Annotated in this window: 22 protein-coding genes; 2 read left to right on the forward strand and 20 right to left on the reverse strand. The window is 46.6% G+C overall.

The window, feature by feature from the left end; all coding sequences use genetic code 11:
- Positions 1–68: 68 nt before the first annotated feature.
- Complete coding sequence (locus AC6R05_RS20505; protein WP_285467917.1) at positions 69–782, forward strand: oligogalacturonate-specific porin KdgM family protein; 714 nt, start codon at positions 69–71, stop codon at positions 780–782.
- A 227-nt stretch (positions 783–1,009) separates the two neighbouring features.
- Here AC6R05_RS20505 and AC6R05_RS20510 read toward each other — a convergent pair whose 3' ends face one another.
- Positions 1,010–1,450 carry a DUF411 domain-containing protein gene (locus AC6R05_RS20510; protein ID WP_150871373.1) on the reverse strand — a complete coding sequence of 147 codons (441 nt, stop codon included), beginning with the start codon at positions 1,448–1,450 and terminating at the stop codon, positions 1,010–1,012.
- Between the two features lie 22 nt (positions 1,451–1,472).
- The gene (locus AC6R05_RS20515; protein WP_500648475.1) at positions 1,473–4,238 is read right to left on the reverse strand and encodes a heavy metal translocating P-type ATPase; all 2,766 of its coding nucleotides are present in this window, start codon (positions 4,236–4,238) and stop codon (positions 1,473–1,475) included.
- 231 nt (positions 4,239–4,469) lie between these two features.
- Here AC6R05_RS20515 and gltX point away from each other — a divergent pair, with 231 nt between their 5' ends.
- Positions 4,470–5,897: a glutamate--tRNA ligase gene (gene gltX / locus AC6R05_RS20520; RefSeq protein ID WP_032550085.1), complete on the forward strand. Its 1,428-nt coding sequence runs from the start codon at positions 4,470–4,472 to the stop codon at positions 5,895–5,897.
- Between the two features lie 76 nt (positions 5,898–5,973).
- Here gltX and AC6R05_RS20525 read toward each other — a convergent pair whose 3' ends face one another.
- The 18 genes from AC6R05_RS20525 to AC6R05_RS20610 form a co-directional block, all read right to left on the reverse strand.
- The gene (locus tag AC6R05_RS20525; protein ID WP_152468306.1) at positions 5,974–6,438 is read right to left on the reverse strand and encodes an Sbal_3080 family lipoprotein; all 465 of its coding nucleotides are present in this window, start codon (positions 6,436–6,438) and stop codon (positions 5,974–5,976) included.
- A gap of 8 nt (positions 6,439–6,446) precedes the next feature.
- Positions 6,447–7,670 carry a beta-ketoacyl-ACP synthase gene (locus AC6R05_RS20530; protein WP_500648476.1) on the reverse strand — a complete coding sequence of 408 codons (1,224 nt, stop codon included), beginning with the start codon at positions 7,668–7,670 and terminating at the stop codon, positions 6,447–6,449.
- The gene (locus AC6R05_RS20535; protein WP_255231244.1) at positions 7,667–8,392 is read right to left on the reverse strand and encodes a 3-ketoacyl-ACP reductase FabG2; all 726 of its coding nucleotides are present in this window, start codon (positions 8,390–8,392) and stop codon (positions 7,667–7,669) included. Before AC6R05_RS20535 ends, AC6R05_RS20530 begins: the two co-directional genes overlap by 4 nt.
- Positions 8,389–8,853 (reverse strand): hotdog family protein, encoded by a 465-nt coding sequence (locus tag AC6R05_RS20540; protein WP_331440287.1) that lies wholly within the window; start codon positions 8,851–8,853, stop codon positions 8,389–8,391. The genes AC6R05_RS20535 and AC6R05_RS20540 overlap by 4 nt, the downstream gene beginning before the upstream one ends.
- The gene (locus AC6R05_RS20545; protein ID WP_500648477.1) at positions 8,846–10,024 is read right to left on the reverse strand and encodes a beta-ketoacyl-[acyl-carrier-protein] synthase family protein; all 1,179 of its coding nucleotides are present in this window, start codon (positions 10,022–10,024) and stop codon (positions 8,846–8,848) included. The genes AC6R05_RS20540 and AC6R05_RS20545 overlap by 8 nt, the downstream gene beginning before the upstream one ends.
- Positions 10,021–10,677, reverse strand: a complete 657-nt coding sequence (locus AC6R05_RS20550; RefSeq protein WP_500648478.1) for a DUF3261 domain-containing protein — start codon at positions 10,675–10,677, stop codon at positions 10,021–10,023. The genes AC6R05_RS20545 and AC6R05_RS20550 overlap by 4 nt, the downstream gene beginning before the upstream one ends.
- A complete protein-coding gene (locus AC6R05_RS20555) occupies positions 10,677–13,037 on the reverse strand; it encodes an MMPL family transporter (RefSeq protein ID WP_500648479.1) in 2,361 nt (786 codons plus the stop codon). Before AC6R05_RS20555 ends, AC6R05_RS20550 begins: the two co-directional genes overlap by 1 nt.
- Complete coding sequence (locus AC6R05_RS20560; RefSeq protein ID WP_500648480.1) at positions 13,009–13,686, reverse strand: outer membrane lipoprotein carrier protein LolA; 678 nt, start codon at positions 13,684–13,686, stop codon at positions 13,009–13,011. Before AC6R05_RS20560 ends, AC6R05_RS20555 begins: the two co-directional genes overlap by 29 nt.
- The gene (locus AC6R05_RS20565; protein WP_500648481.1) at positions 13,673–14,167 is read right to left on the reverse strand and encodes an acyl-CoA thioesterase; all 495 of its coding nucleotides are present in this window, start codon (positions 14,165–14,167) and stop codon (positions 13,673–13,675) included. Before AC6R05_RS20565 ends, AC6R05_RS20560 begins: the two co-directional genes overlap by 14 nt.
- Before the next feature lie 32 nt (positions 14,168–14,199).
- On the reverse strand, positions 14,200–15,744 hold the full coding sequence (locus AC6R05_RS20570; RefSeq protein ID WP_150871381.1) for an HAL/PAL/TAL family ammonia-lyase: 1,545 nt from the start codon (positions 15,742–15,744) through the stop codon (positions 14,200–14,202).
- Positions 15,722–17,461 (reverse strand): glycosyltransferase family 2 protein, encoded by a 1,740-nt coding sequence (locus AC6R05_RS20575; RefSeq protein ID WP_500648482.1) that lies wholly within the window; start codon positions 17,459–17,461, stop codon positions 15,722–15,724. Before AC6R05_RS20575 ends, AC6R05_RS20570 begins: the two co-directional genes overlap by 23 nt.
- Before the next feature lies 1 nt (position 17,462).
- Complete coding sequence (locus AC6R05_RS20580) at positions 17,463–17,825, reverse strand: ApeI family dehydratase (protein WP_500648483.1); 363 nt, start codon at positions 17,823–17,825, stop codon at positions 17,463–17,465.
- A gap of 46 nt (positions 17,826–17,871) precedes the next feature.
- On the reverse strand, positions 17,872–19,251 hold the full coding sequence (locus AC6R05_RS20585; RefSeq protein WP_500648484.1) for an AMP-binding protein: 1,380 nt from the start codon (positions 19,249–19,251) through the stop codon (positions 17,872–17,874).
- A 4-nt stretch (positions 19,252–19,255) separates the two neighbouring features.
- Positions 19,256–19,813 carry a COG4648 family protein gene (locus tag AC6R05_RS20590; protein ID WP_500648485.1) on the reverse strand — a complete coding sequence of 186 codons (558 nt, stop codon included), beginning with the start codon at positions 19,811–19,813 and terminating at the stop codon, positions 19,256–19,258.
- Positions 19,813–20,070: an acyl carrier protein gene (locus AC6R05_RS20595; protein WP_331441695.1), complete on the reverse strand. Its 258-nt coding sequence runs from the start codon at positions 20,068–20,070 to the stop codon at positions 19,813–19,815. The genes AC6R05_RS20590 and AC6R05_RS20595 overlap by 1 nt, the downstream gene beginning before the upstream one ends.
- Positions 20,071–20,082: 12 nt before the next feature.
- Entirely contained in the window at positions 20,083–20,343 is a 261-nt protein-coding gene (locus AC6R05_RS20600; RefSeq protein ID WP_032550101.1) for a phosphopantetheine-binding protein, read from the reverse strand.
- 87 nt (positions 20,344–20,430) lie between these two features.
- Positions 20,431–21,195 (reverse strand): lysophospholipid acyltransferase family protein, encoded by a 765-nt coding sequence (locus AC6R05_RS20605; RefSeq protein ID WP_285467893.1) that lies wholly within the window; start codon positions 21,193–21,195, stop codon positions 20,431–20,433.
- Positions 21,188–21,864, reverse strand: a 677-nt coding sequence (locus AC6R05_RS20610; protein ID WP_500648486.1) for a beta-ketoacyl synthase chain length factor, incomplete at its 5' end; no start/stop codon positions are given. The genes AC6R05_RS20605 and AC6R05_RS20610, both read right to left, overlap by 8 nt.

Here is a 21,864-nt window from a genome sequence, read left to right on the forward strand (position 1 = left end):
TCAAGCGGTGAAGGTGAATGATGTACCGAAGATATGCCGCTGAAAAAATCAAACTAAGGCAGTTTACTATGAAAAAAATTATCGCTCTAAGTGCTCTATCTCTTGCTTTCGCTTCTAGCGCTTTTGCTGGTTCTTCTTACGTGACAGGTAATGTTCAGCTACATGATGACGGTCGCATTCACGGTTCAAAAATGACTTCTACGCTAGAAGCTGGTCATACGTTTGACAATTCTCTGGGTGGCTTAACAGTTTACACTGAGTTTGATGGTATCCAACTGGGTGAGCTTGAAGGTCTAACTGCTGAAGAGAGCGGTACTACAGCGACTACAGGCCAAGCTAACGCATTCATTACTGTAGGTGGTGAGCAGTCATTCAACATCACTGACAACCTATGGGTAGCTGCGGGTTACCAACATCTTTACTCTGCAGGTGATAGTATTCAATACCGTCCACTTGTAAAGATCGGCTACAACTTCGATAACGGTATCTCGATTAGCAACCGTACACGTGCTCACATTGATGCGACTTCTAACGATGACAAAACAGACTACCGCATGGATAACCGCATCGGTTATACAGTGAACGAAGACTTATCAGTTAGCTACAACAACGTTTACATGATTGAGTCGGAAGCGATGGATCACGAGCTACGTGCAACTTGGACTCGTCAAGGTGTTCAGCCTTACTTTGAGTTCCGTAGCCAAGCGAACGGTGTAGATTTCGCAAATGGCGACTCTAAAACGAACAACGCATTCGTATTCGGTGCTTCTTACGGCTTCTAATTGAGCTTGAGCGGCAAGATTATGGTCTTGCCCGCCTCTTCTGCATAGCCGAAAGTAGAAGGGAAATCTGGTATCAACAGCCCGGTTGATGCTATAAAAATTTGCTTTACTGTCCAAAGCAAAGAGCCTAGTTTGCATACCAAGTCTTGGGTTTGCAGTTACTAGGCTCTATTTTTCGTTTTAGGTGCTGAGACTGCTCGCTTGATCTGCCTTAGCGCAAGGAAAGGTTAGTTTCCTTTGTAATGACGGTACTCAAATACCTGACCTTTCTCATTGAAAGCGTATACCGAATACTCATCTTTCTGATCGCCATATTCCATACCCGGCGAACCCATTGGCATGCCCGGAACGGCAAGACCAACCGCGTTGCGTGGTGGGTTTTCTAAGAAAGCTTTGATGTCATCTGCTGGGATATGCCCTTCAAATACATAGCCATCGATCTCTGCTGTATGGCAAGAGGCGAGCTCTGGTGTTACGCCTAGTTTTTGTTTAACAGCGTTCATGTTGTCATGGAGCTTTTCTGTCACCGTAAATCCAGCTTCTTGCATGTGAACGGTCCAATCTGTACAGCAGCCACAGTATGGAGACTTGTGGTTAAGCACGTTGGCAGCCAATGCTTGGCCAGACATAAAAGTAAGCGCTGTGATAGTCAGAACTTTACGAATCATGGTGTACCTCATGAAGATAATCTTATTGGTTTTTATTATCTGTGGTTTTAAATAGTCGTAAGCGGTTTGCGTTACTTACAACGGTTATGGAAGAGAGAGCCATCGCAGCTCCCGCTACCACTGGGCTCAATAAGAACCCGAAAAATGGATAAAGCGCACCCGCAGCAATTGGAATGCCTAGCGAGTTGTAAACAAATGCCCCAAATAGGTTTTGTTTCATGTTCTTCACTGTGGCTTGCGACAACTCAATAGCGTTGCTGACTGAAACCGGTGATGAATTAAGCAGTGTCATTTGAGCACTTTCGATAGCTACGTCACTGCCGCTGCCCATTGCGATACCGACATCGGCTTGAGCAAGTGCAGGGGCGTCATTGATACCATCGCCAACCATAGCAACTTGATTATAGTGCTGTTGCAGCTTCACGATATGTTCCGCTTTTTGGTCTGGTAATACGTCGGAGATGACATCATCAATTCCTAATTGAGCGCCAATCGCTTGAGCGACCGATTGGTTGTCACCAGTAAGCAGCACAGTACGAACGCCACGATCTTGTAATTGTTGAATCGCTAATTTGCTGTCGCTTTTCAACGTGTCAGACACGCCGATAATGCCTTTAAGTTGATTGTTTTGCGAGACAAAAATAGGGGTCCACGCAGCTTTGTTGCAGGCTTCAATCGCATTCATAGCGATATCAAGTTGGATACCGCGGTTCTTCATAAAGCTTAGCGATCCTACTTGCACCAATTGATCATCAATCTTGGCTTTTATGCCTTGGCCGCGTAGGTTTTCAAACTCTGACGTTGGCTGGATATCAAGGTTTAAAGACTGCGAATGCTGACAGATCGCTTTAGCAAGTGGGTGCTCAGAAGCAACTTCTAGGGAGTAGGCGAGAGTCATTAGGTGTGCTGTACTGATGTCGTAACTAAACACTTGTTGTACTTGAGGTTTACCTTCAGTCAATGTGCCGGTTTTATCGAAAACTACCGCATCGACCTTGCTTGCAGATTGCAGTACATCGGCATCTTTAATCAGTATGCCAAGCTCAGCGGCTTTACCTACGCCTACGGTAACTGACAGAGGCGTCGCTAACCCAAGCGCACATGGGCAAGCAATGATCAGTACGGTGGTTGAGACAACCAACATATAGCTTGCGCTTGGCTCAGGACCGAAAATAAACCAAATACCGGCTGCAATGGCGGCAATAGCGACAACAACAGGTACAAATACCGCGGAAATAGAGTCGGCCAGTTTGGCAATCGCTGGTTTGGTGCTCTGTGCTTGGCGAACCATCTGAATAATACGAGCAAGCATGGTGCTCGAACCCGTACCCGTCGTTTCTATTACAAGGGTGCCATCACCATTAATGGTGCCCGCTGATACCTTATCGGCAACTTTCTTAATGTTCGGTAGAGGTTCGCCAGTAAGCATCGACTCATCGACATAAGATTCGCCTGAGATAACTACACCATCAATCGGCATTTTTTCACCGGGTTTAACGCGGATCTGCATACCGACTTCAATAGCTTCTACGGCAATAGGCTGCTCTTTGCCATCAATAATCACAGTCGCTTGTTGAGGCTGTAGGTTGATCAGCGCCTGCAACGATTGAGTTGTGCGAGCCTTAGCTTTGGCCTCAATATAGTGACCTAAAGAGATAAGACCGATGATCATTGCGCTCGCTTCAAAATAGACATGGCGCGATGCTTGAGGGAACCAGCTCGGTGCGATGACGACCAACATTGAATACAACCATGCAGCACCAGTGCCAAGCGCGACCAAGGTGTCCATTGTTGCTCGTTTATGCTGCAAAGATTGCCACGCATTGATAAAGAACTGTCGACCCGAGGTCGCAAGCAGTACCAAGCAGATGAAACCCATCAAGCCCCAACCGATCTGGTCATTGGTGCTTTTGATCATCATGCTACCGCCGAATACACCCCATGCCATCATAGGAACACCCAGAGCTAGTGCTGAGATCGAGTTGATCAGAAACGATCGCTGCAGTTTTGCATGCTGACGCTGCTGCTGTTCTTGCTGAGTTTGCGCATCTTCTACAAAGTCCGCTTGATAGCCTGCATCTTTTACGGCTTGCAGAAGAGGTTGTTCTATCTGATCACGGCTGCTTGAACTAAAGACGAGCGCGGTTTGCTCGGCGAGGTTTACTTGGACTTGTTCGATATGAGCGACGGACTTAAGCGCTTTTTCGACTGAAGAGACGCAGCTAGCGCAGGTCATCCCCTGCAAAACTAGATGATAAGAGTGCGCTTGCTCTGTTGCATCCAGAACCGGAATATTCTCTGAGTTGGCTTCTTTTCTATCTTCAACGCTTTCCGCATCTTCTGAATACGGGCTTGCTTGATAACCTACTGCCTCTACACACTCGATAACCTCATCCTCAGAAAGCAGGGTGGTGAGTGTCAGTTCTGTTTTAGAGACATTGAATGAGCTAATCTGCGGGTGCTCTTGCAGAGCTATTGTGAGCTTGTTGACGCATTTGCCACAGCTTAAGCCAGACAGAGAGAGGTGCCATTGATGACCAATTGAGTAACCTAGCGTGCCGATTTGCTCTGAAATCTCGCGGTAGTTTAAAGGTGTAACCACATCAATATAAGTAGGAGATAGGTCGTTGATGTTGGTATTTTCAACGTCACCGAGTAGATTACGCACTTTTTTCGCGCAACCCATGCAGTTTAAGCCGCTCAGTGGGGTCATGTAATGGTTCATAGTGATACTCCAATTCTCATCTATGGATAAACATAAACCTTCCCGTAAGGGTAAGGTCAACATTATTTCTTAAAATGTTGTGAGAAGAGCTAACTGAAACGTGGAAGTGGGCGTGTGTTGCTATAATGACTCAACTTGGAGGCAAGGTTTCTATTAAGAACCGAGTATTTATCGCTCACTACCGATTGTAGAATTGGATGGGAGTGATAAAATAGCGCCCAAATTTTAGGACTGGTGAGTAGCGCTCTATCCACCAGACACTGAACTGATCACCTACACAATCAAGGTATTTAAATGACGGTTAAAACTCGTTTTGCTCCTAGCCCAACTGGCTATCTTCACGTTGGTGGTGCACGTACTGCACTTTACTCTTGGCTATTCGCTAAAAACCAAGGCGGTGAATTCGTTCTACGTATCGAAGACACAGACTTGGAGCGTAACTCTCAAGAAGCGGTAGATGCAATTCTAGAGGGCATGCAATGGATGGGTATGGAGTGGGACGAAGGCCCTTACTTCCAATCTAAGCGTTTTGATCGTTACAACGAAATGGTTGATAAGCTACTTGCTGAAGACAAAGCATACAAATGTTACGCGTCTAAAGAGCTGCTTGATGAAATTCGTGCAGAGCAAGAAGCAAACAAAGAGATGGCTCGCTACGATGCAAACCACCCTAAAGTTGTTGCAGCGAACGCAGCAGCAAAAGAAGGTGATGCGTGCGTTATCCGTTTCCGCAACCCGAAAGAGGGCAGCGTAGTATTTGATGACCAAATCCGTGGTCGCATCGAAATTGCTAACAGCCAACTTGATGACCTAATCATTCGTCGTACAGACGGCGCTCCTACTTACAACTTCGTAGTAGTAGTGGATGACTGGGACATGGGTATCACACACGTTGTTCGTGGTGAAGACCACATCAACAACACACCTCGTCAAATCAACATCTATGAAGCACTAGGCGCGCCAGTTCCAACGTTCGCTCACTGTGCAATGATCCTAGGTGATGACGGCGCGAAACTGTCTAAGCGTCACGGCGCTGTATCAGTAATGCAATACCGCGACGAAGGTTACCTACCAAACGCATTAAACAACTACCTAGTTCGTTTAGGTTGGTCTCACGGTGACCAAGAGATCTTCTCTCAAGAAGAGATGATTAACCTATTCAGCCTAGATGCAATCAGCAAGTCTGCGTCTGCATTCAACACTGAAAAGCTACTTTGGTTGAACAACCACTACATCAAGACTTCTGAGCCTGAGTACGTTGCAAAATACCTGCAATGGCACCTAGACGAACAGAAGATCGATACAGCAAACGGCCCAGCTATCACTGAAGTGATCAAGCTAGTAGGTGAGCGTTGTAATACTCTTATCGAACTTGCTGAGCAATCTCGTTACTTCTACGAAGATTTCTCTGAGTTTGAAGCTGGCGCGGCTAAGAAGCACCTACGTGGTGTTGCTAAAGGCCCACTAGAGCTTGCTCTTGCTAAAGTTGAAGCGCTTGAAGAGTTCACAACAGCAAACATCAAAGACGGTGTGATTGCTGCAGTATGTGAAGAGCTAGAGATCGGCATGGGTAAAATCGGTATGCCACTTCGCGTAGCAGTAACAGGTGGCGGTCAGTCTCCTTCTGTTGATGCAGTGATGGAACTTGTTGGTAAAGAGCGCGTTATCGCTCGCATCAAGATGGCTCTTGAGTTTATCGCAGAGCGTGAAGCTAACGCTTAATTGAGCAATTGTTAGATTCAAAAAAGGGTCAGTAACTTGGTTACTGACCCTTTTTATTTAACTGAAACTTTTAAAATTAAAGCTTCTCATCGGCAATCATTTGAGTCGCTTCTTGAGCCGTCTTCTTATCAAATAAGATGTCCATCATCGCTTTTATGCGTTCCATATCGTCGCCGAACTTAGATAAGTTGGCACTATTTGGTGCTTTAAACTCAACGTTACCCACGCGCTCTTGGCCTTGGTAAGCTGAGATCTTTGCGTCTGCAACGAAGGTTCTAAAGTCCCAGCTCCAGCGAGAGACATAGTCTAGTGTAACTTCTTCTGGTTTGTGTTCAGAGCCGTCTGCGACAACCTTACATTTCACTTGGTTGTTCAAACACCAGTCGAGCATGGAATCAAGAAACACAGTGCGCGTCTTGGTATCTTCTACAATGGTGATGTTTTCAATGTTATTTGCTTCTGGCAGGGCGTTGCCAGAGTATTTAGGTGCGCTACAACCAGCCAGTAGCGCTACAGCGAATAGGATTAATGCATTCTTCATTATCGAACCTAGATTTTCTTAAAGATGATAGAGGTGTTGATACCACCGAAGGCAAAGTTGTTGCTCATCAGATACTCAACATCTAGTTCACGACCTTGCCCCGTGATGTAATCAAGCTTACCGCACTGTTCATCGACATTTTCAAGGTTAAGAGTTGGACTGAACCAACCGCCGTGCATCATCTCTAGACTGAGCCATGCTTCAATCGCGCCACACGCACCTAGCGTATGACCAAAGTAACTCTTGAGTGAACTGATAGGCACTTCACCAAAGATGTTCGCAGTCGCGTTACTCTCGGCAATGTCACCTTTCTCTGTCGCGGTGCCGTGTGCTGAAACATAACCAATTTTGTCTGCAGCAAGGTCTGCATCTTTAAGGGCTTTTTCCATACAGATCTGCATGGTTTCCATTTGAGGCTGGGTCACGTGGGCGGCATCACAGTTGCTCGCAAAGCCGATTATTTCAGCATAAATCTTAGCGCCACGTGCTACCGCATGCTCGTACTCTTCAAGGATCAGAGTACCTGCACCTTCACCAATTACCAGGCCATCGCGCTCACTGTCGTATGGGCTTGGCGATTTCTTTGGTGTGTCGTTTTTCAAACTGGTTGCAAAAAGGGTATCGAACACCGCAGATTCTGTTGGGCAAAGCTCTTCACCACCACCAGCGACCATCACAGTTTGGTAGCCATGTTTGATCGCTTCATAAGCGTAACCGATGGCTTGGCTTCCGGACGTACATGCGCTGCTGGTAGGAATCACGCGGCCTCGTAGACCAAAGAACAGACCCACGTTCACCGCAGCAGTGTGTGGCATCATCTGTACGTATGTGGTTGCTGTAATTGCTCGTGTCGATTTCTCGTTGAGCATGACACCAAACGCACCAACCGCATCAGTACTGCCAGTTGAAGAGCCGTAAGCAATGCCAGTTTCACCGTTGGTTAATACGTCATGGCCAATTAAGCCAGCTTGCTCAAGAGCGTTCTCGGTCGCTACCGTTGCTAGGCGGGATACACGACCCATGCCACGAACTTGCTTGCGTTTGTAGTGCTTTGGCAGTTGGAAGTCGTCAATCGGTGCTGCGAGTTTGGTGTTGAGGCCATCATACTGCTCAAAGCTTGGCATGTACTGAGTCGCGTTCTCGCACGCTTTTAGTTTTGGTTCGATTTCTTGCCAGTTGTTGCCAAAGGCTGTAACACCTGACATCCCCGTTACTACTACACGGCGGGTCATACTAAACCTCCATTTACTGAGATCACCTGACGAGTGACATAAGCAGCAATATCAGACATTAGGTAGCTCACTAAGCCTGCGACTTCTTCCGGCTCGCCCATGCGGCGTAGTGGAACTTGTGGTAGCGCGTGCTCTTTCACATGTTCATCAACCATACCGGTATCAATCAGACCCGGCGCGACACAGTTAACGGTAATTTTGCGTTTTGCCAGTTCTAGCGCTAGCGATTTGGTTGCACCAATAACACCCGCTTTCGCTGCACTGTAGTTAGTTTGACCGCGGTTACCCATGATGCCAGATACAGATGCTAGAGTGACAATTCGACCACCTTTGCGCTTTTGAACCATCGGCATCACACAAGGGTGAAGTACGTTGTAGAAGCTATCTAGGTTGGTATGGATAACGCCATCCCACTCTTCTTCTGTCATAGCTGGAAAAGCCGTGTCACGAGTAATCCCCGCATTGTTTACTACGCCGTAGTAAGCACCGTGCTCGGCAATATCTGCTTCAAGTGTCTCTCGGCATTGTTCACGGTTACTGATATCAAACTGAATCAGACGGCCTGAGCCTCCTTCTGATTCTATTTGCTCTAGAGTCTCTTGAGCACCCTGTTTGTCACCCATATAGTGAACAGCAATGTGAAAGCCATCTTTGGCAAGTTGAATAGCAATGGCCTTACCAATACCTTTGCTGGCACCGGTGACTAATACTTGGCGAGTCATGACTGGCTCCTCGTTTTCATTTCTTGTAATTTTTGTTCTGTTGGCACGTAAACATTAAGTTGGCATTGAGCCACCAACTCACCTTGGTGCTCCACTTTTGCTGTGAACACCGCCATGCCGCTATCTTCCATCAATTGTTCTGCATAGATATCTAAGGTTTGACCCTTAGTAAAATGGTCGCAAAGCGATTTGTATCGACGCGAACCTAAAAGAAAACCAATGGGAGGCTGCTCGCCTTGATTCAATGCATGATACCCAGACCATGCAGCGACAGACTGAGCCATAAACTCAATGCCCACATAAGCAGGCATAGTTTGAGATTCTGAATCGTAGAATAGATGGTGTTCACCAATATCCACCTGGCAGTGAATCGCTTGTTCTTCAATCTTGATCGCTCTGTCGATAAGAATCATCGGATCATCATGGGGAAGAAGTTGGTCTACCGAAGGTATATTAGTCATTTACTACACCAAAAATCAGGCTAATGTTGTTTCCACCAAAGGCAAACGAGTTGCTTAAGATGTTTTTTGATTTGAGCTTTTGGCAACAGTCTACCAAATCAATATCGATATCTTCAGCTTTATCCTGACATTTTTGTAAGGGAAGCGATAAATCGAAATTAAGGATATGCCATGCGATGGCTGCCTCTACCGCACTGGCTGCCCCAAGGGTGTGACCTGTCAGTGGTTTGGTTGAACTCACTAGTACCTTGTTTGGAAAGACGCGTGAGATCGCTTTGCTTTCCATGGAGTCATTGAGTGGTGTTGCTGTGCCATGGGCATTGACATAGCCAATCTGTTCTGGCTTTAGCTCGGCATCACTGAGTGCTTTTAGCATTGCTTGCTCTGCACCATTACCCTCCGGGTGTGGTGCTGAAATATGGTGAGCGTCGGAGCTATCGCCGCAACCGAGCAGCGCGATGGATGGCTGTTTCGGTGTCTCTTTGCTCAGTAACATGAAGGCCGCTGCCTCACCTATATTGATACCTTTACGCTGAGCACTGAACGGCTGACAATGCTCTGTAGATAAGGCTTCTAAGCCATGAAAACCGTTTAAGGTTAGTTTGCATAGGGTGTCGACACCGCCAACAATGACAGCATCGACCATGCCTGAGTTGAGTAGTCTCTTAGCACTCAAAAACACGCGCCCACTTGAAGAGCAGGCGGTAGAGATAGCGTAGTTTGGACCTTGCAGATCGTAATAGTGGCTTACGAACTCGCTGATATTGCCGAGCTCTTGTTTGGAATAGTGGAATGACTGAGGAAATTGTTCATTTTCTAACTTCTCTGTGAAAGCGAGTTCGCCATCTGAAATGCCGGATGTACTTGTCCCTATGACAACGGCAATTCGCTCATGGCCATATTTGGCTTTAGCTTGCTCGATCTCTGACTCTATTTGCGATAACGCAGATAAGGCAAGACGATTGTTACGCGAGTTGTAAGCCTCAAAAGGTGCGCGGATGCTTGGAAGCTCACCTTCAACTCGCCCGACGATAGTTGGCTGCCCATCATTTAACACGTCGAGTGCTTCCACCATATTAGAGCCTGCACCGCTTTGTAAGCGCTGATGAATCTCGTCGTGGTTGGCTCCCAAAGCGGAGTGAAAACCACAAGCATGAATGTAAATCGTCATAGTGTTTCGTTCTTCGTTGCTGGAGTGGTTAGGTTTGAGCTTAGGGTTTGGATATTGATGCGATAACCCTGTGTGAGATGTTCAAACACAATGTCTCCCTCTACTTTCTGTTGTTCATCTGTCGCAAAGTAGCGGATTTCGATGATCGGTGTGTTGTTCTCATCGTAGACGACACGCTGGTTGGCTGTTTCAACAATGTGCCAACCTATGTCGCTCATCGAATTTTGCCATGCCTCGATTGGCCATAGCGTTAGCATGAGATTGAACAGTACTTGTTCTGGTGCTGGCAGGGTGTCATCTAGCCCGGTTAATACCTGCGTCTCGATTGTATCATCTTGATACTGAAGAGATAAAATTCGGGTGCCCCAAGAGGAGAACCCTGCGAGTACTACCTTGTTTTGATTAACTTGCAGTTGTACCGGTAGCTGTTGTTGTGTTTCACCCCAGCTCGCCGCAATCAGTTGGCTCGCCGTCAATTCATAGCCGAGCTGTATGGGCTTAGGGAGCGCAACTTGTGTGCTTTCGTCAATGGTGACCATGGCTTGGCGAGTATTCTGTGGGCCAAGAGAACAAGCACTTAAAGTGATAGCCAGTGCAAAGGCTGCACAGATTTTCATCGTATATCGCCACGTTTTAAGATGCGGTAGAACCATTATTTTGTCCTTCTTTTCGCTAGATTACCTTCAGTTCCTATCGCCATTGGAGACAGTAACCAAGCCACAAATATGCCCGTGAGCACCGTGACACCAAAACTATGAATAGCGTGAGTCTGGCTCAGGGATAACAATCCAAAAGAGAGGAGAGTGGTAATCCCAGAGAGCGATATCGCGAGTAGGGTGCCAAGCGATCTCTTCTGCTCTGCAAAGAATAGGGTGTAATCGATACCTATACCTAAGATCAGAATTAGGCCGAGTAGATTGAAGAGATTGATGCTTGAGCCGACAGCAGCAGTAACGCCAAGCCCTGCAGCTCCGGCAATGATAGATGGTAGCAGCATGATGATGGCTCTTTTAGGACCATAGCGCCAACCTAGAACTAGCCCAATACCAGCCAGTGCTACCAGCAATAGCTCCAGTACTTTGACTCGATACTCAGAAAATAGTGAAGAGATTTCATCTGCTTTGTTGAGATACTTAATGCCTAAAAGCTGAGTTTCTTTACTGTTTAACCACGCGTCAAAACGCTGCGCGTCATGAATGTCTTGGAGCAGCACGATTGCGGCTTGTTGACCATTGATTGGCTCAAGCCACAATGAACGCATGGGTTCTGACACTGGTGAACGTAAGAAGTTGGTCACCGTGATCTCTTGATACGCAGGGAGTTCAGGAAAGCTTGCCCAGCCCAATCCGCTTTGCAGAGATTGGCTTTGATTTCGATACAACTCACTGACCAGTTGATAGTTGAGCTTCTGTTCATGAGTCGTCGGCAGGAGCTGGTGGATACTTCGATAACCAGAAAGAGTCCCATTGCTGACCAGTTGATCCAGCTTACCTCCAAGGCGCTGCAGTGATTTAAGCAGCGCTTGATTGTTACCAGCGGTCACCAATAGCATCGATTGACTGCTGCCAATCCCCGATACTGATGTGATGGTTTGCTCTTGCGCCTTTAGTGTCTCGGGCATTGCCTGCAACTGACGAATGTCATCATCGTATTGAATCTGGGTCAATGCGACGATGCTGGCCGCGGCAATGAGTGTTGGCAATGCGTAGCGCAGGGCTGGTTTGTTCCAAAGCTGAAGCCATGAATTCAGTAGAAAAGCCAAAGGTAGCGGTCGGTCTTTGCTTGGTCGTTTAGCTAACAGCGGATACCAACAAACCACAGTCGCGTAGGCAGCAAATAGGCCAATAGACGAGAACATCGCCAATTGTTGTAGACCGGGGAACGGGGCAATCAGTAATCCTAAGTAGCCGATTAAGCTAGTCACTAAGCCAAGACTTATCGCCATTAAAATATGTTGTAACCCCTTATCACTCTGCCAGCGAGACCCTGCAACTAGCCGGTCGGTAAGGTAGTGGAAAGAGTAATCAATAGAGACACCGATTAAGCTCGCGCCAAAAACCAAACTGAATAAATGCACTTGGCCAAAAATAGCGACCGTACTAGCCAGCGCAACCAACAATCCAGTGCCGATAGAGATTAATGACAAGGCGAGGGGAAGGGCGCTGCGGAATGTCACCCAAATCAGAATAATGATCCCGGCTAAAGAACCAAGACCAATGGTATTGATTTCAGACTTAGCACTCTTGGTCCCATAGTCGGCATAAAACACTACGCCAGTATGCGCAATTTCAACACCGAACTCTTTTTCGATATTTTGCTCAATCGACTCGATTAGCGGCAGCTTCTCTTGCGTACTCAGACTGTATGGAGACCCAGCCAAAGTGGCGGTTATCAACACATGAGTTTGCCCTGCGGACTGCGTTGTTAGGTAGTGCTCTTGAAGGGTAAAGTTACTGGTGGTCTTGCCGACTTCACCAATGTAATCACGGAACAGTAAAAATGGATCCAGTGACAACTCTGTTGCGGTCACTCCTGAAAACGGGTTGTACAGAGATTGGATCACGTATTGAACTTGGTTCTCTGGCGCATGCTCTAAGGTCTGCTTCTGCTGTTCTGTGAGGAGCTGGGCTCTATGCTGAAAATAGAAATCACTCCATTGGCTTTGCGTATTGGCACTGACTTTCCCCTGAACTTTAGAAAACAGCGGGGACTCGTTGGCAAACATGTCATGATTTAAACCACTTTCAAAACTTGCAGCAGCAGCGATCGCTTGCTTGGCTGATTCGGAAGCGACTAAAAACAGCACCTGCTCGCTCATTGAGTTTGAAAGTTGCTGGAAAGCCTGCTCTGCCAAAGGATCTTGCTGATTCTTTGGAAGTAACTTCAGAATATTGGTTTCAATCGGTACTGCAGAAGAAAAAGCGAATTGTTTGATTAACAATCCGCTAAAAAAAATGACGAGGATAAGCCAGGTTAAGGCAAATTTAGAGTTGGAACTGCTGTGCTTCGTCATCCGTGAGTCTTTGTGGTTGGTGGTTGAAGTTAGAGAATTCGATTAGCGTGCTATCGCCTCGAATTTCCTTGAGTTCGATGCGTTCAATGTCGCTCTTGCCTTGCAAAACAATGCGCTCAAAAACGGCATTCATTGGTGCATGCTTTGGCGTTAATGAGAGAGTCCAACTTGTATTTGCATCGCTTGGTGAAAAATCCAACGAAAATTGCTCTGTCAGTTTTTGAGTATCGCCATGAAACACCGAAAGAAATATATGGCTGAAGTAAAATGCCATCGGGTTCTCTTTGTCGGTGATCACTTGCGCAGGTTGCTCACCAAAGCGTTGGCTAAGCTTATTGTTAGTCAGAACCAAATGCACAGGGAATGGTGTAGCTTGGTTCCACAATAGACCGTTTGCTTTATCAAGCAGAAAGGAACCCTGCGATAACAGCGGCTGATCGAACATCTCCATCGTGCGAGTTTGAGTGAAGTCGCCACGAATGATGGATTGGTGACTCAATGTTGTCTGTAAATCAGCAAGTGTCTTTACTTCTACTTTTTCTGAGTCAGCCCAAACATTAGCAGCAACGAACAAGCTCAGAAAGCAACACAACAGCACTTGGGTACAGGTTGTTAATGAGGTCAAAGGGCGACAGCTAGGCGGATTCATGACAAGACTTCTCTTTAGTAGCAGTAAATGAGCTCTCTTCACTCAAGCAGCCGTATTGATGCCAGTGTTCTACCTTGTCCGTGAGAGCGCTTGGAGATGCAAAACACATCTCTTCTGTCTCAATTGCGACAGCAACTTGCATAGTGTGAGCACGAGTCATTCTTTGGCCTGTCTTTGCATCATGAATCTCGTAGTCGACACGCAGTCGATTTTCCCATTCAGTGAGTCGTGCTGTCACTGTAATCTCATGGTTGAATGGGATCGCCTTAACATACTTCACACGAGTATCAATGATCGGCCACATGTAGCCTGAGTCCTTCATCTCATGGTAGTTGTACTTTAGCTTGTCCATCATGATGCGCCTTGCTTCCTCAAAAAAACGGAAGTAATTGCCATGATAGATAACGCCCATTGGGTCGGCGTCTTGGAATGAGGTCACAATGGTAACCTCAGCTGAAAGTGGATGAAGGATGTCAGACATAGTTGGCTCTTTCGTCAATACAGTTAGGCGGCTTAGTACAGTGTCCAGTGCTGCTGTTGGATACGCTGGATGAACAAGCGCAGATCGCTTTCTAATGGGCGATCTTCAACAACAAACTCAAACTCTTGCATCACTTGGTCACGGATCTGCTTCAAGTTGTCACTCATGTGGTGTTCGTCGAGCTCATTGGCACGTTTACGTAGCTCTAGCGCTTGTGTTGCAGCTAAGAGTGAAGCTGCGGCAACTTGCTCGGTCAGCTCTAGTACTCGCAAGCAATCACGAGCGGCGATCGTACCCATGCTGACTTTGTCTTGGTTATGACACTCGGTCGAGCGAGAGAACACGCTTGCTGGCATAGTGTGTTTTAGCGCTTCTGCCGTCCAAGCTGAGATACCAATCTGAACTGCTTTAAAGCCGTGGTTGATTGGCTTACGCTCACCTTGAGCACCCGTTAGGTTAAACGGAAGGCCATTGTTGAATTTGTAATCCATTAACTGCGCCATTTGACGGTCAAGCAGATCAGCAAGGTTAGCGATTGCAGTTTTTAACGTATCCATAGCCATTGCGATGTGACCACCGTAGAAGTGACCGCCATGCAATACACGCTCGTTATCGCCATCAATGATTGGATTGTCGTTAGCGCTGTTGAGTTCGTTCTCAATCATTTGACGCAACCACGGCAGTGAGTCTTCCACTACACCAATAACGTGCGGTGCGCAGCGCAGTGAATAACGATCTTGTAGGCGGTCGCTATTGCGCGGCGGACGATCAGCTTGCAAGTCATCACGTAACCAAGCGGCAACCTGTTGCTGGCCTGGATGAGGCTTCACAGCAAACAGCGCTTCGTCGAAGTGGAAGTCATTACCGTGCATACCTACTGATACCATGGCGGTGATTTTGGTCGATAGCTGAGATAGGTATTCAGCACGCTTGTAGGCGATACATGCAAGCGCTGTCATTACCGATGTCCCGTTCATCAGCGCTAAGCCCTCTTTTGGCTTCAGCTTAATCGGTGTAATGCCTAGTTCGTTGTATACATCGCTCGTTGGTCGCACTTCACCCTTGTACAACACATCGCGTTCGCCAATGAGTGCAGCCGCTAGGTAGGAGAGTGGTGTTAAGTCGCCGCTTGCACCTACCGAGCCTTCTTGAGGGATACGCGGTGCAATGTCATTGTTGATCAGAGTAACGATTTGGTTGAGCAGATCGTGGCTAACTCCAGAAACACCTTGAGAAAGTGAACATAGACGAGTCGCTAATACCGCACGAGCTTGATCATGAGTCAGCGTTTCACCTAAGCCACAGCCGTGGAAGCGAGTCAGGTGCAGAGGCAGCTCATCTACCAAGTTAGGTGGGATAGCAACGGTACACGAATCACCATAGCCAGTTGTTACACCGTAAATTACCCCTTCTTCTTTCAAAAGGCGCTCAAGAAATGCCACGCCTCGATCAATTTTAGAGGTGAAGGCTGGGTCGGTGTTCATGCTTGCTGAAGCACCTTGAGAGATCGCGACAACGTCTTCGATCGTTAGGCGCTCTGCACCAAATGTGATGCTATTTTGATTCTTTTTCGTCATGGTGCTGATTGCTCAATGTCCAAAAATTAAAAAAGTTATACCACTGAAGGGGTGCCTTCAATGTGTAGTGCTGAAGTCGGTCAGCGTACTGCTGCACCACCTCTTGCAATGTCTGTTCTCGTGTCTTTCTTGGTAAGACTATCTTGTCGCTAAAATGTTCAAAGTAGACGTTAAAGTGAGGTTTTTTACTGCTATCGTCTCTTAGCCCAAAGAGTAGAAATACGGGGGCTTTAAGAACAGAAGCGAGCATAAATGGCCCTTGTGGGAATGGTGCTTCTTGTCCTAAAAACTCCGCCCATACTGAGCGACTCTCTTTGCTGGTGGAGGTACGATCGCCAACAATCACGATCCACTCGCCTTGCTCAAGCTTCTGTTGAAGCAAGATGGCGGTATCAGGTCCCATTGAGCTGACTTGGATAAGGTTTAAGTCTGAGTTTGGGTTTACCGCTTTCATTACCGAGTTAAAGCGTTCGGCATGCTCCGTAAAGACCAGTGCGTTGATCTTAATGTTTGAGTGTCTACGACCGAGTGCGCGACAAAGTTCGATATTACCAAGGTGAGAGCCTAGGATAACCACACCTTGTTCATTGTTGACCATTTTTTCAAACTGGTCTTGTCCGTGAATCGTTAGGTTCTCAACTGAGAAGTCACCTTTCCAAGCGGCAAGCTTATCCAGCATGGTGTGACCAAACGAAAGCAAATGATGGTAGCTGGTTAGGTTACTTGGCAGATCAATATTGTGCTGCTCAGCATAGAGCTTCAATGTATGCAGATAATGTTCAGAAGCTTCACGTGCACGTTTCCCTGTTAGGTGGTAGTAACGCATCACGCCTTTGAGGATCAGATTGAAGACACCGCGTCCTAGCAGCGTGTAGATCATCAACAGTAGTTTGATCCCTAGCACCGTGCCGCGCTCTTGAGTGCGTGACCAATGGGGTTGTTTGCTGGTGCTTTCTTCTTCTCTATTGAAGTGACGGGCAATCAGTTTTGGGGCTCGTGGTAGCATGCCGAAAAACAGTCGAGTATGCATCCAACTGATTTTTACGTTGTCCCACAGTGCATCAAAGTGCGAGATACCGCCCTCAGGGTAGATAACGCGAGTGTCTATAAAATCAATATCGCAGCCTTCCCAGTACAAACTCACCAGTACTTCGATATCGAAGTCCATGCGTGAGCCAACATCATATTTATTGAGTACAGCTTGCGTTGCAGCAATCGGGTAGGCTCGGAAGCCACACATGCTGTCTTTGATTGAGAAAGACAGGGTCTCTATCCACACCCAAATATGCGTCGCGTAACGTCCGTAAAGACGTGATTTAGGCACACTGTCATCATAGACAGGCTGCCCAGAAATAAGGTGGGTCGGCGATGCTTGCGATTTTTCAAGAAGTTTAGGTAGAGCCTCTAGATCGTGTTGACCGTCAGCATCAATCTGAATGGCATGGCTGAAACCCAGGTGTTGAGCTTGTTCAATTCCCGCTTTGACGGCACCGCCTTTGCCTTGGTTCTCGATTAGAGTCACCAAAGTTACGTTATCAAGCTCAGCCAGTGGTTTTAGGTGCTGCTTGGTTTCGGTATTACTCCCGTCATCGACCAAAATAATTGGTAGCGCATAGCTTTTAAGGGATTCAATAACCGCTGCCACTGTTGAGCCATGGTTATAGCAGGGAATCAAAAAACAGGCTTGGTAGCTTGTTTGGGTTTCAATGCTCGCCATGCTATTCACTTTTTTCTCCCAGCTTCATTTTGCCAGATGAGTGAGTGCAGTTGCCGTTATCTGACGTGTAGTTAAACGCCAGTTTCTGTTTGTCTGAGTCCCACTTTAGCGTCAATGTAACTGTCGCATCAGGTAAAATCGGCTCTTGGAACTTGATCACTTCCATGCCTTTAAATTGAGATGGAACGGCCAACTCCTGGATCGCATAGGCGAGCGCCCAATCAATCTGAGTGACGCCGGGCAGGATAGGAAAGCCCTTAAAGTGGCCTTTAAAGTCGGTTAAATCGGCGTCCACTTTAAAGGTGAGTGTCGACTCCGTTGTTTGGGTCTCAATCTGTAAGATGGTTGGCTTTCTTTTGTCCATAACACTGGCTTTACTTTATTGTTTTAATGACGTCGCTTAAGGCGAGCTATTGCGCGTTTATGATTTGTTCTATCTGCGGAGTGAGTCGCTTTCCTTGGCTATTGAGCGGGATCTCTTCAACTACTCTAAAACGCCTTGGTACCGCAATGGGTTCAAGCCACTTTCTGAGCTCATTGCGTAATAGTAACCAAAACTTGCCTTTACCGACACTACTAAGCATTTGTTTTCCCTCATCGGAAAGTACGATGACAGAGGCGAGAATCAAACGATTTGGTTCTTCAAATGGGATAACGGCGCACTCATTAATCCACGAAAGCTGCTCAAGGCGCTTCTCTACTTCGACCAGAGAGATACGTTTTTCTTCAATTTTAATGATTCGGTCGGTACGGCCTTTAAGAATGAATTGGTTGTCAGAGACCATTTCACACTCATCAGCCGTTTGGTACCAATTGTCTCTATCAATATAAGGCGACAGCAATTTGATGCAATTTTCTTGGTTCAACTCAGCTTTAATGCATGAAAAGAGTTGCCAAGGGGTTTGAGTATTAACTTGTTGGCGGTAGGCGATTCCGCCTGTTTCTGTGCTGCCAAAAACTTCGATAGGCAGTTCACCAAATAGAGTGCGAGCTTGTTGAGCTGCTTCTAATGGAAGTGGACCACCAGACGAGAAAACACCCACGAGAGGTTTCGCACTTTGCTCTTCTGAAAGACGTTTCAAAAGCGCAGGGCTGCTGACCAATACCATTTGTGAGTCGGCATGTGAAACGATCTGCTCTGGATACTCTAAATTGAAGCGCGAAAAAGGTACGGATGAACAGAGCGGCCACAAGATACGAAATAACAAACCATAGATGTGCTGGTGTGAGACCGTGCTATGAACACGGCTGCCTGTCAGCATCGATTGCCAGTTTTTACTGAGCTCTGCAATCTCAATATCAAGTTGCTGCAGTGTTTTGTGTATCGCTTTCGGCGTGCCGCTTGAGCCTGAAGTGAATAGAACCAGTTTGACTGCACCAAGATCGATAGACTCATTGATGGTATCGTTCGTTTGAGTATCAAAGAGTTGGTTAGATAGGAGCAGTACGTTGGTGTTGCCCACCACTTGAATACTTTCATCAACCAACAGCAGGTCATATTCGCTACTGAGCTCAAAGAGCGCTTCCGGTTGATAATTACCCGGCAGCACAATCTGCTTGCTGGATAAAGCACAAGCAATAAATGCGACAGTGAATAGGTAACTGTCTTGAGTACAAATAGCGGTACGTTGTGCAGGTGAGTCGGATAACAGACCACAAAGTTTCGCTACATCATTGTGAAATTCTTGCCAGCTGATCTGTAACTTGTCATCAAAGCAGATAACAGAATCTAGAGATCTGTCCGCTTGGAACAGCTGAGCGAGAGAAGTATAGCGGGGACTTTGGTTCATAATTTTAGCTTTGGCGTACGCGTTGTCGGACTATCCACTCGACGGCAAACAAAACACCAGCTAGCAGGTAACTGATTAGGCCGTTGTAAAGTGTCCACAACTCAAGAGATTGGAAACAAGTATAGAGTGCGATGGCACCATTGAGCACAAAGAAGACACACCACACCTTGGTCACCTTTCTTGTGTAGTCGATGCCGCTTTGTGGCAGTTCTGGTTCTTGTAATCGAGCAAGGCGCTCAATAATTGTTTGAGGTTGAGTGAGGCTCAGGGCAAACACAGTGAACATACACAGATTGACGATAACCGGATAGTAGGTCAGCCAACCGTGCTGTTTAAAGACCATGCCTAGCAGTAGTAACGTTAAACCTGCGCCACCACTCACCCAAGCAAGGTGTTTAAGTTCTTTGATCTTAGCTTGACCACCGGTCATGATTCTTACCAGAAACACAGTGGCCAATACGCCTCCTACCGCTTGCAGGCCAAATTTATTGAGTCCAAAGTAAACGGCTATTGGGTAGGAGAAGATGATCAGTGCCGACAATAAAGTCAGCAGGGGGCGCACTATGCGTCCTTGAGAAGTTCAACGACAGATTCAACCACGTCATTCACGGTGCGTACTGTTTTGAACTCTTCAGGTTTGATCTTTTTGCCTGTTACATTTTGCAAGTGAACAACCAGATCCACAGCATCAATGCTATCAAGGTCAAGATCTTGATAAAGGTGTGCTTCTGGCGTGATTTCTTCAGAATCTAGCTCGAATAGCTCGATAAGCGCATCTTTAACCTGATTAAATACTTCTTGTTGGTTTGCTTGTGTCATAAGGAAATCTTTCTAGTTGTTCGTTTGAGATGTGATGTAGTTTGCGAGATTAGCAACAGAAGCGAAGTGCTGACGTGTGTTTGAATCATCAGCGTCAATCACGATGTTGTATTTCTTCTTAATTGCTAGGCCAAGCTCAAGCGCATCAATCGAGTCTAGACCCAAACCATCACCAAACAGTGGAGCTTCAGTTTCAATTTCATCAATGCTCATATCTTCAAGGTTGAGAGCATCAATGATCAGCTGTTTTAGTTCGTTATGTAATGTTTCCACTTTGGCCTACTTGTCTATATTAAATGCGAGTAAATGCGAACGAATAGAATCACATTTACCCAAATCAAAAGTGTGTTGAGAGGCTTATTATTCTTGCTCTGGAAAAATGTTTTCCGCAAGGTGCCGATTTAAGCGCCTTGCCGCAGAAGTTAAATTATTTGAGCTCTCAATAAAGGGTGTCACTTCTATTTTACCTTTGACTGAGACATGAAAAAAGGGTTTCGTCGAAGGAACTTGGTACCACTTCTTCTCTTTAGTGAGAAATGAAGGCGTTACCGTGATGTGAATGACACGTAAATCGGTCTCAGTTCGAGTAGCAATTTGCGCTGCACCGCGCTGTAAAGATGGTGTGATGCCGGGAGTTGTTCGTGTTCCCTCAGGAAAAACCAGTAACACGTTGCCACGAGAAAATCGCTCTTCGCAACGTTCAAGTAAATCATCGGGCGCTTGATTAGGGATATATCCTGCCGCTTTTACAATACGCTTCATAAACGGGTTTTCCCAAATCGCGGCCTTAACTAGGCAATCACACTGAGGCAGTTGAGATGCGATAAGAACGTAATCAATGAGACTTGGGTGATTGGCAACAATGATGCAGTTGCGATCTTTCTGTAGAGTCTCTATACCATCAATTCGGTAATCAATGGCACCGGTGAATTTCATGATTCGGCAGAATGCATTAAACGTAAAACGGATTAAACGTTGCGCTTTGAGCTCACGTTGAATGGTATTAGGTGTGGTGATTGCAAACAGAGGCAGGATGATAAAACTCAGAACTAAACCACCTAGGCCAAAGATCGAAAAGCACAGTCCCGTGGCGAACACTCGCCAATATTGATTCAGCTTATTCACAATGCTTAACCCACGACCAAGTTTGACGTTTGCCAGAGATTTGCCAGCTTGATTGATTGTTTAGGTAGTGCTGGAGGAATAGCAAACCTTGTGGAAGAGGAGTTTCCTGTGACTCAACATTTGAGGTTTCTCTGTTGAGAGAATACGCACTCCCTTGGCTTAGCACCAACCCTAGCGCGTAATCAGAATACACTTGGGTTTCATACTCTTTGTAAAGCTCAGGCAGGGGCTGGTCGAAATCGATGACCATGACTTTATGCTCAGGGTACTGGCTTAAATAGAGATAGGCTTCAATCAATGCACTATGAAATGTGTCGACGCCAGAAGCGATTGAACTAAGAGGAATCGGGGCTTTAGCGGCAATCGTCGTTAATCCAGCGGCTGTGTTATGTACGGATTGGGAAAAGGCCATTGGAGAGGCATCTTCACCTTCGAGAATGGATTGAATCAATGTTGCGGTTCGATGCAGTTCACCATGACGGCTGGCAAAGACTAAGAAGTGGATCTCGTTGCCTTCAAGCAATGTTAATGCGGTTTGCACAGCAAGCTTACTTTGCAAACTCATGCGGCGGCGCATCATAGGAGGAATGGCTTTGAAGTTAGTGGTTGTGTCTTCAGGCCACTGCGTTGTCGTACTCCATGTCTGCCAATCCGATTGAGTCATGAGCC

The sequence above is a fragment of the Vibrio sp. R11-SG3-ISO9 genome (assembly GCF_059834255.1).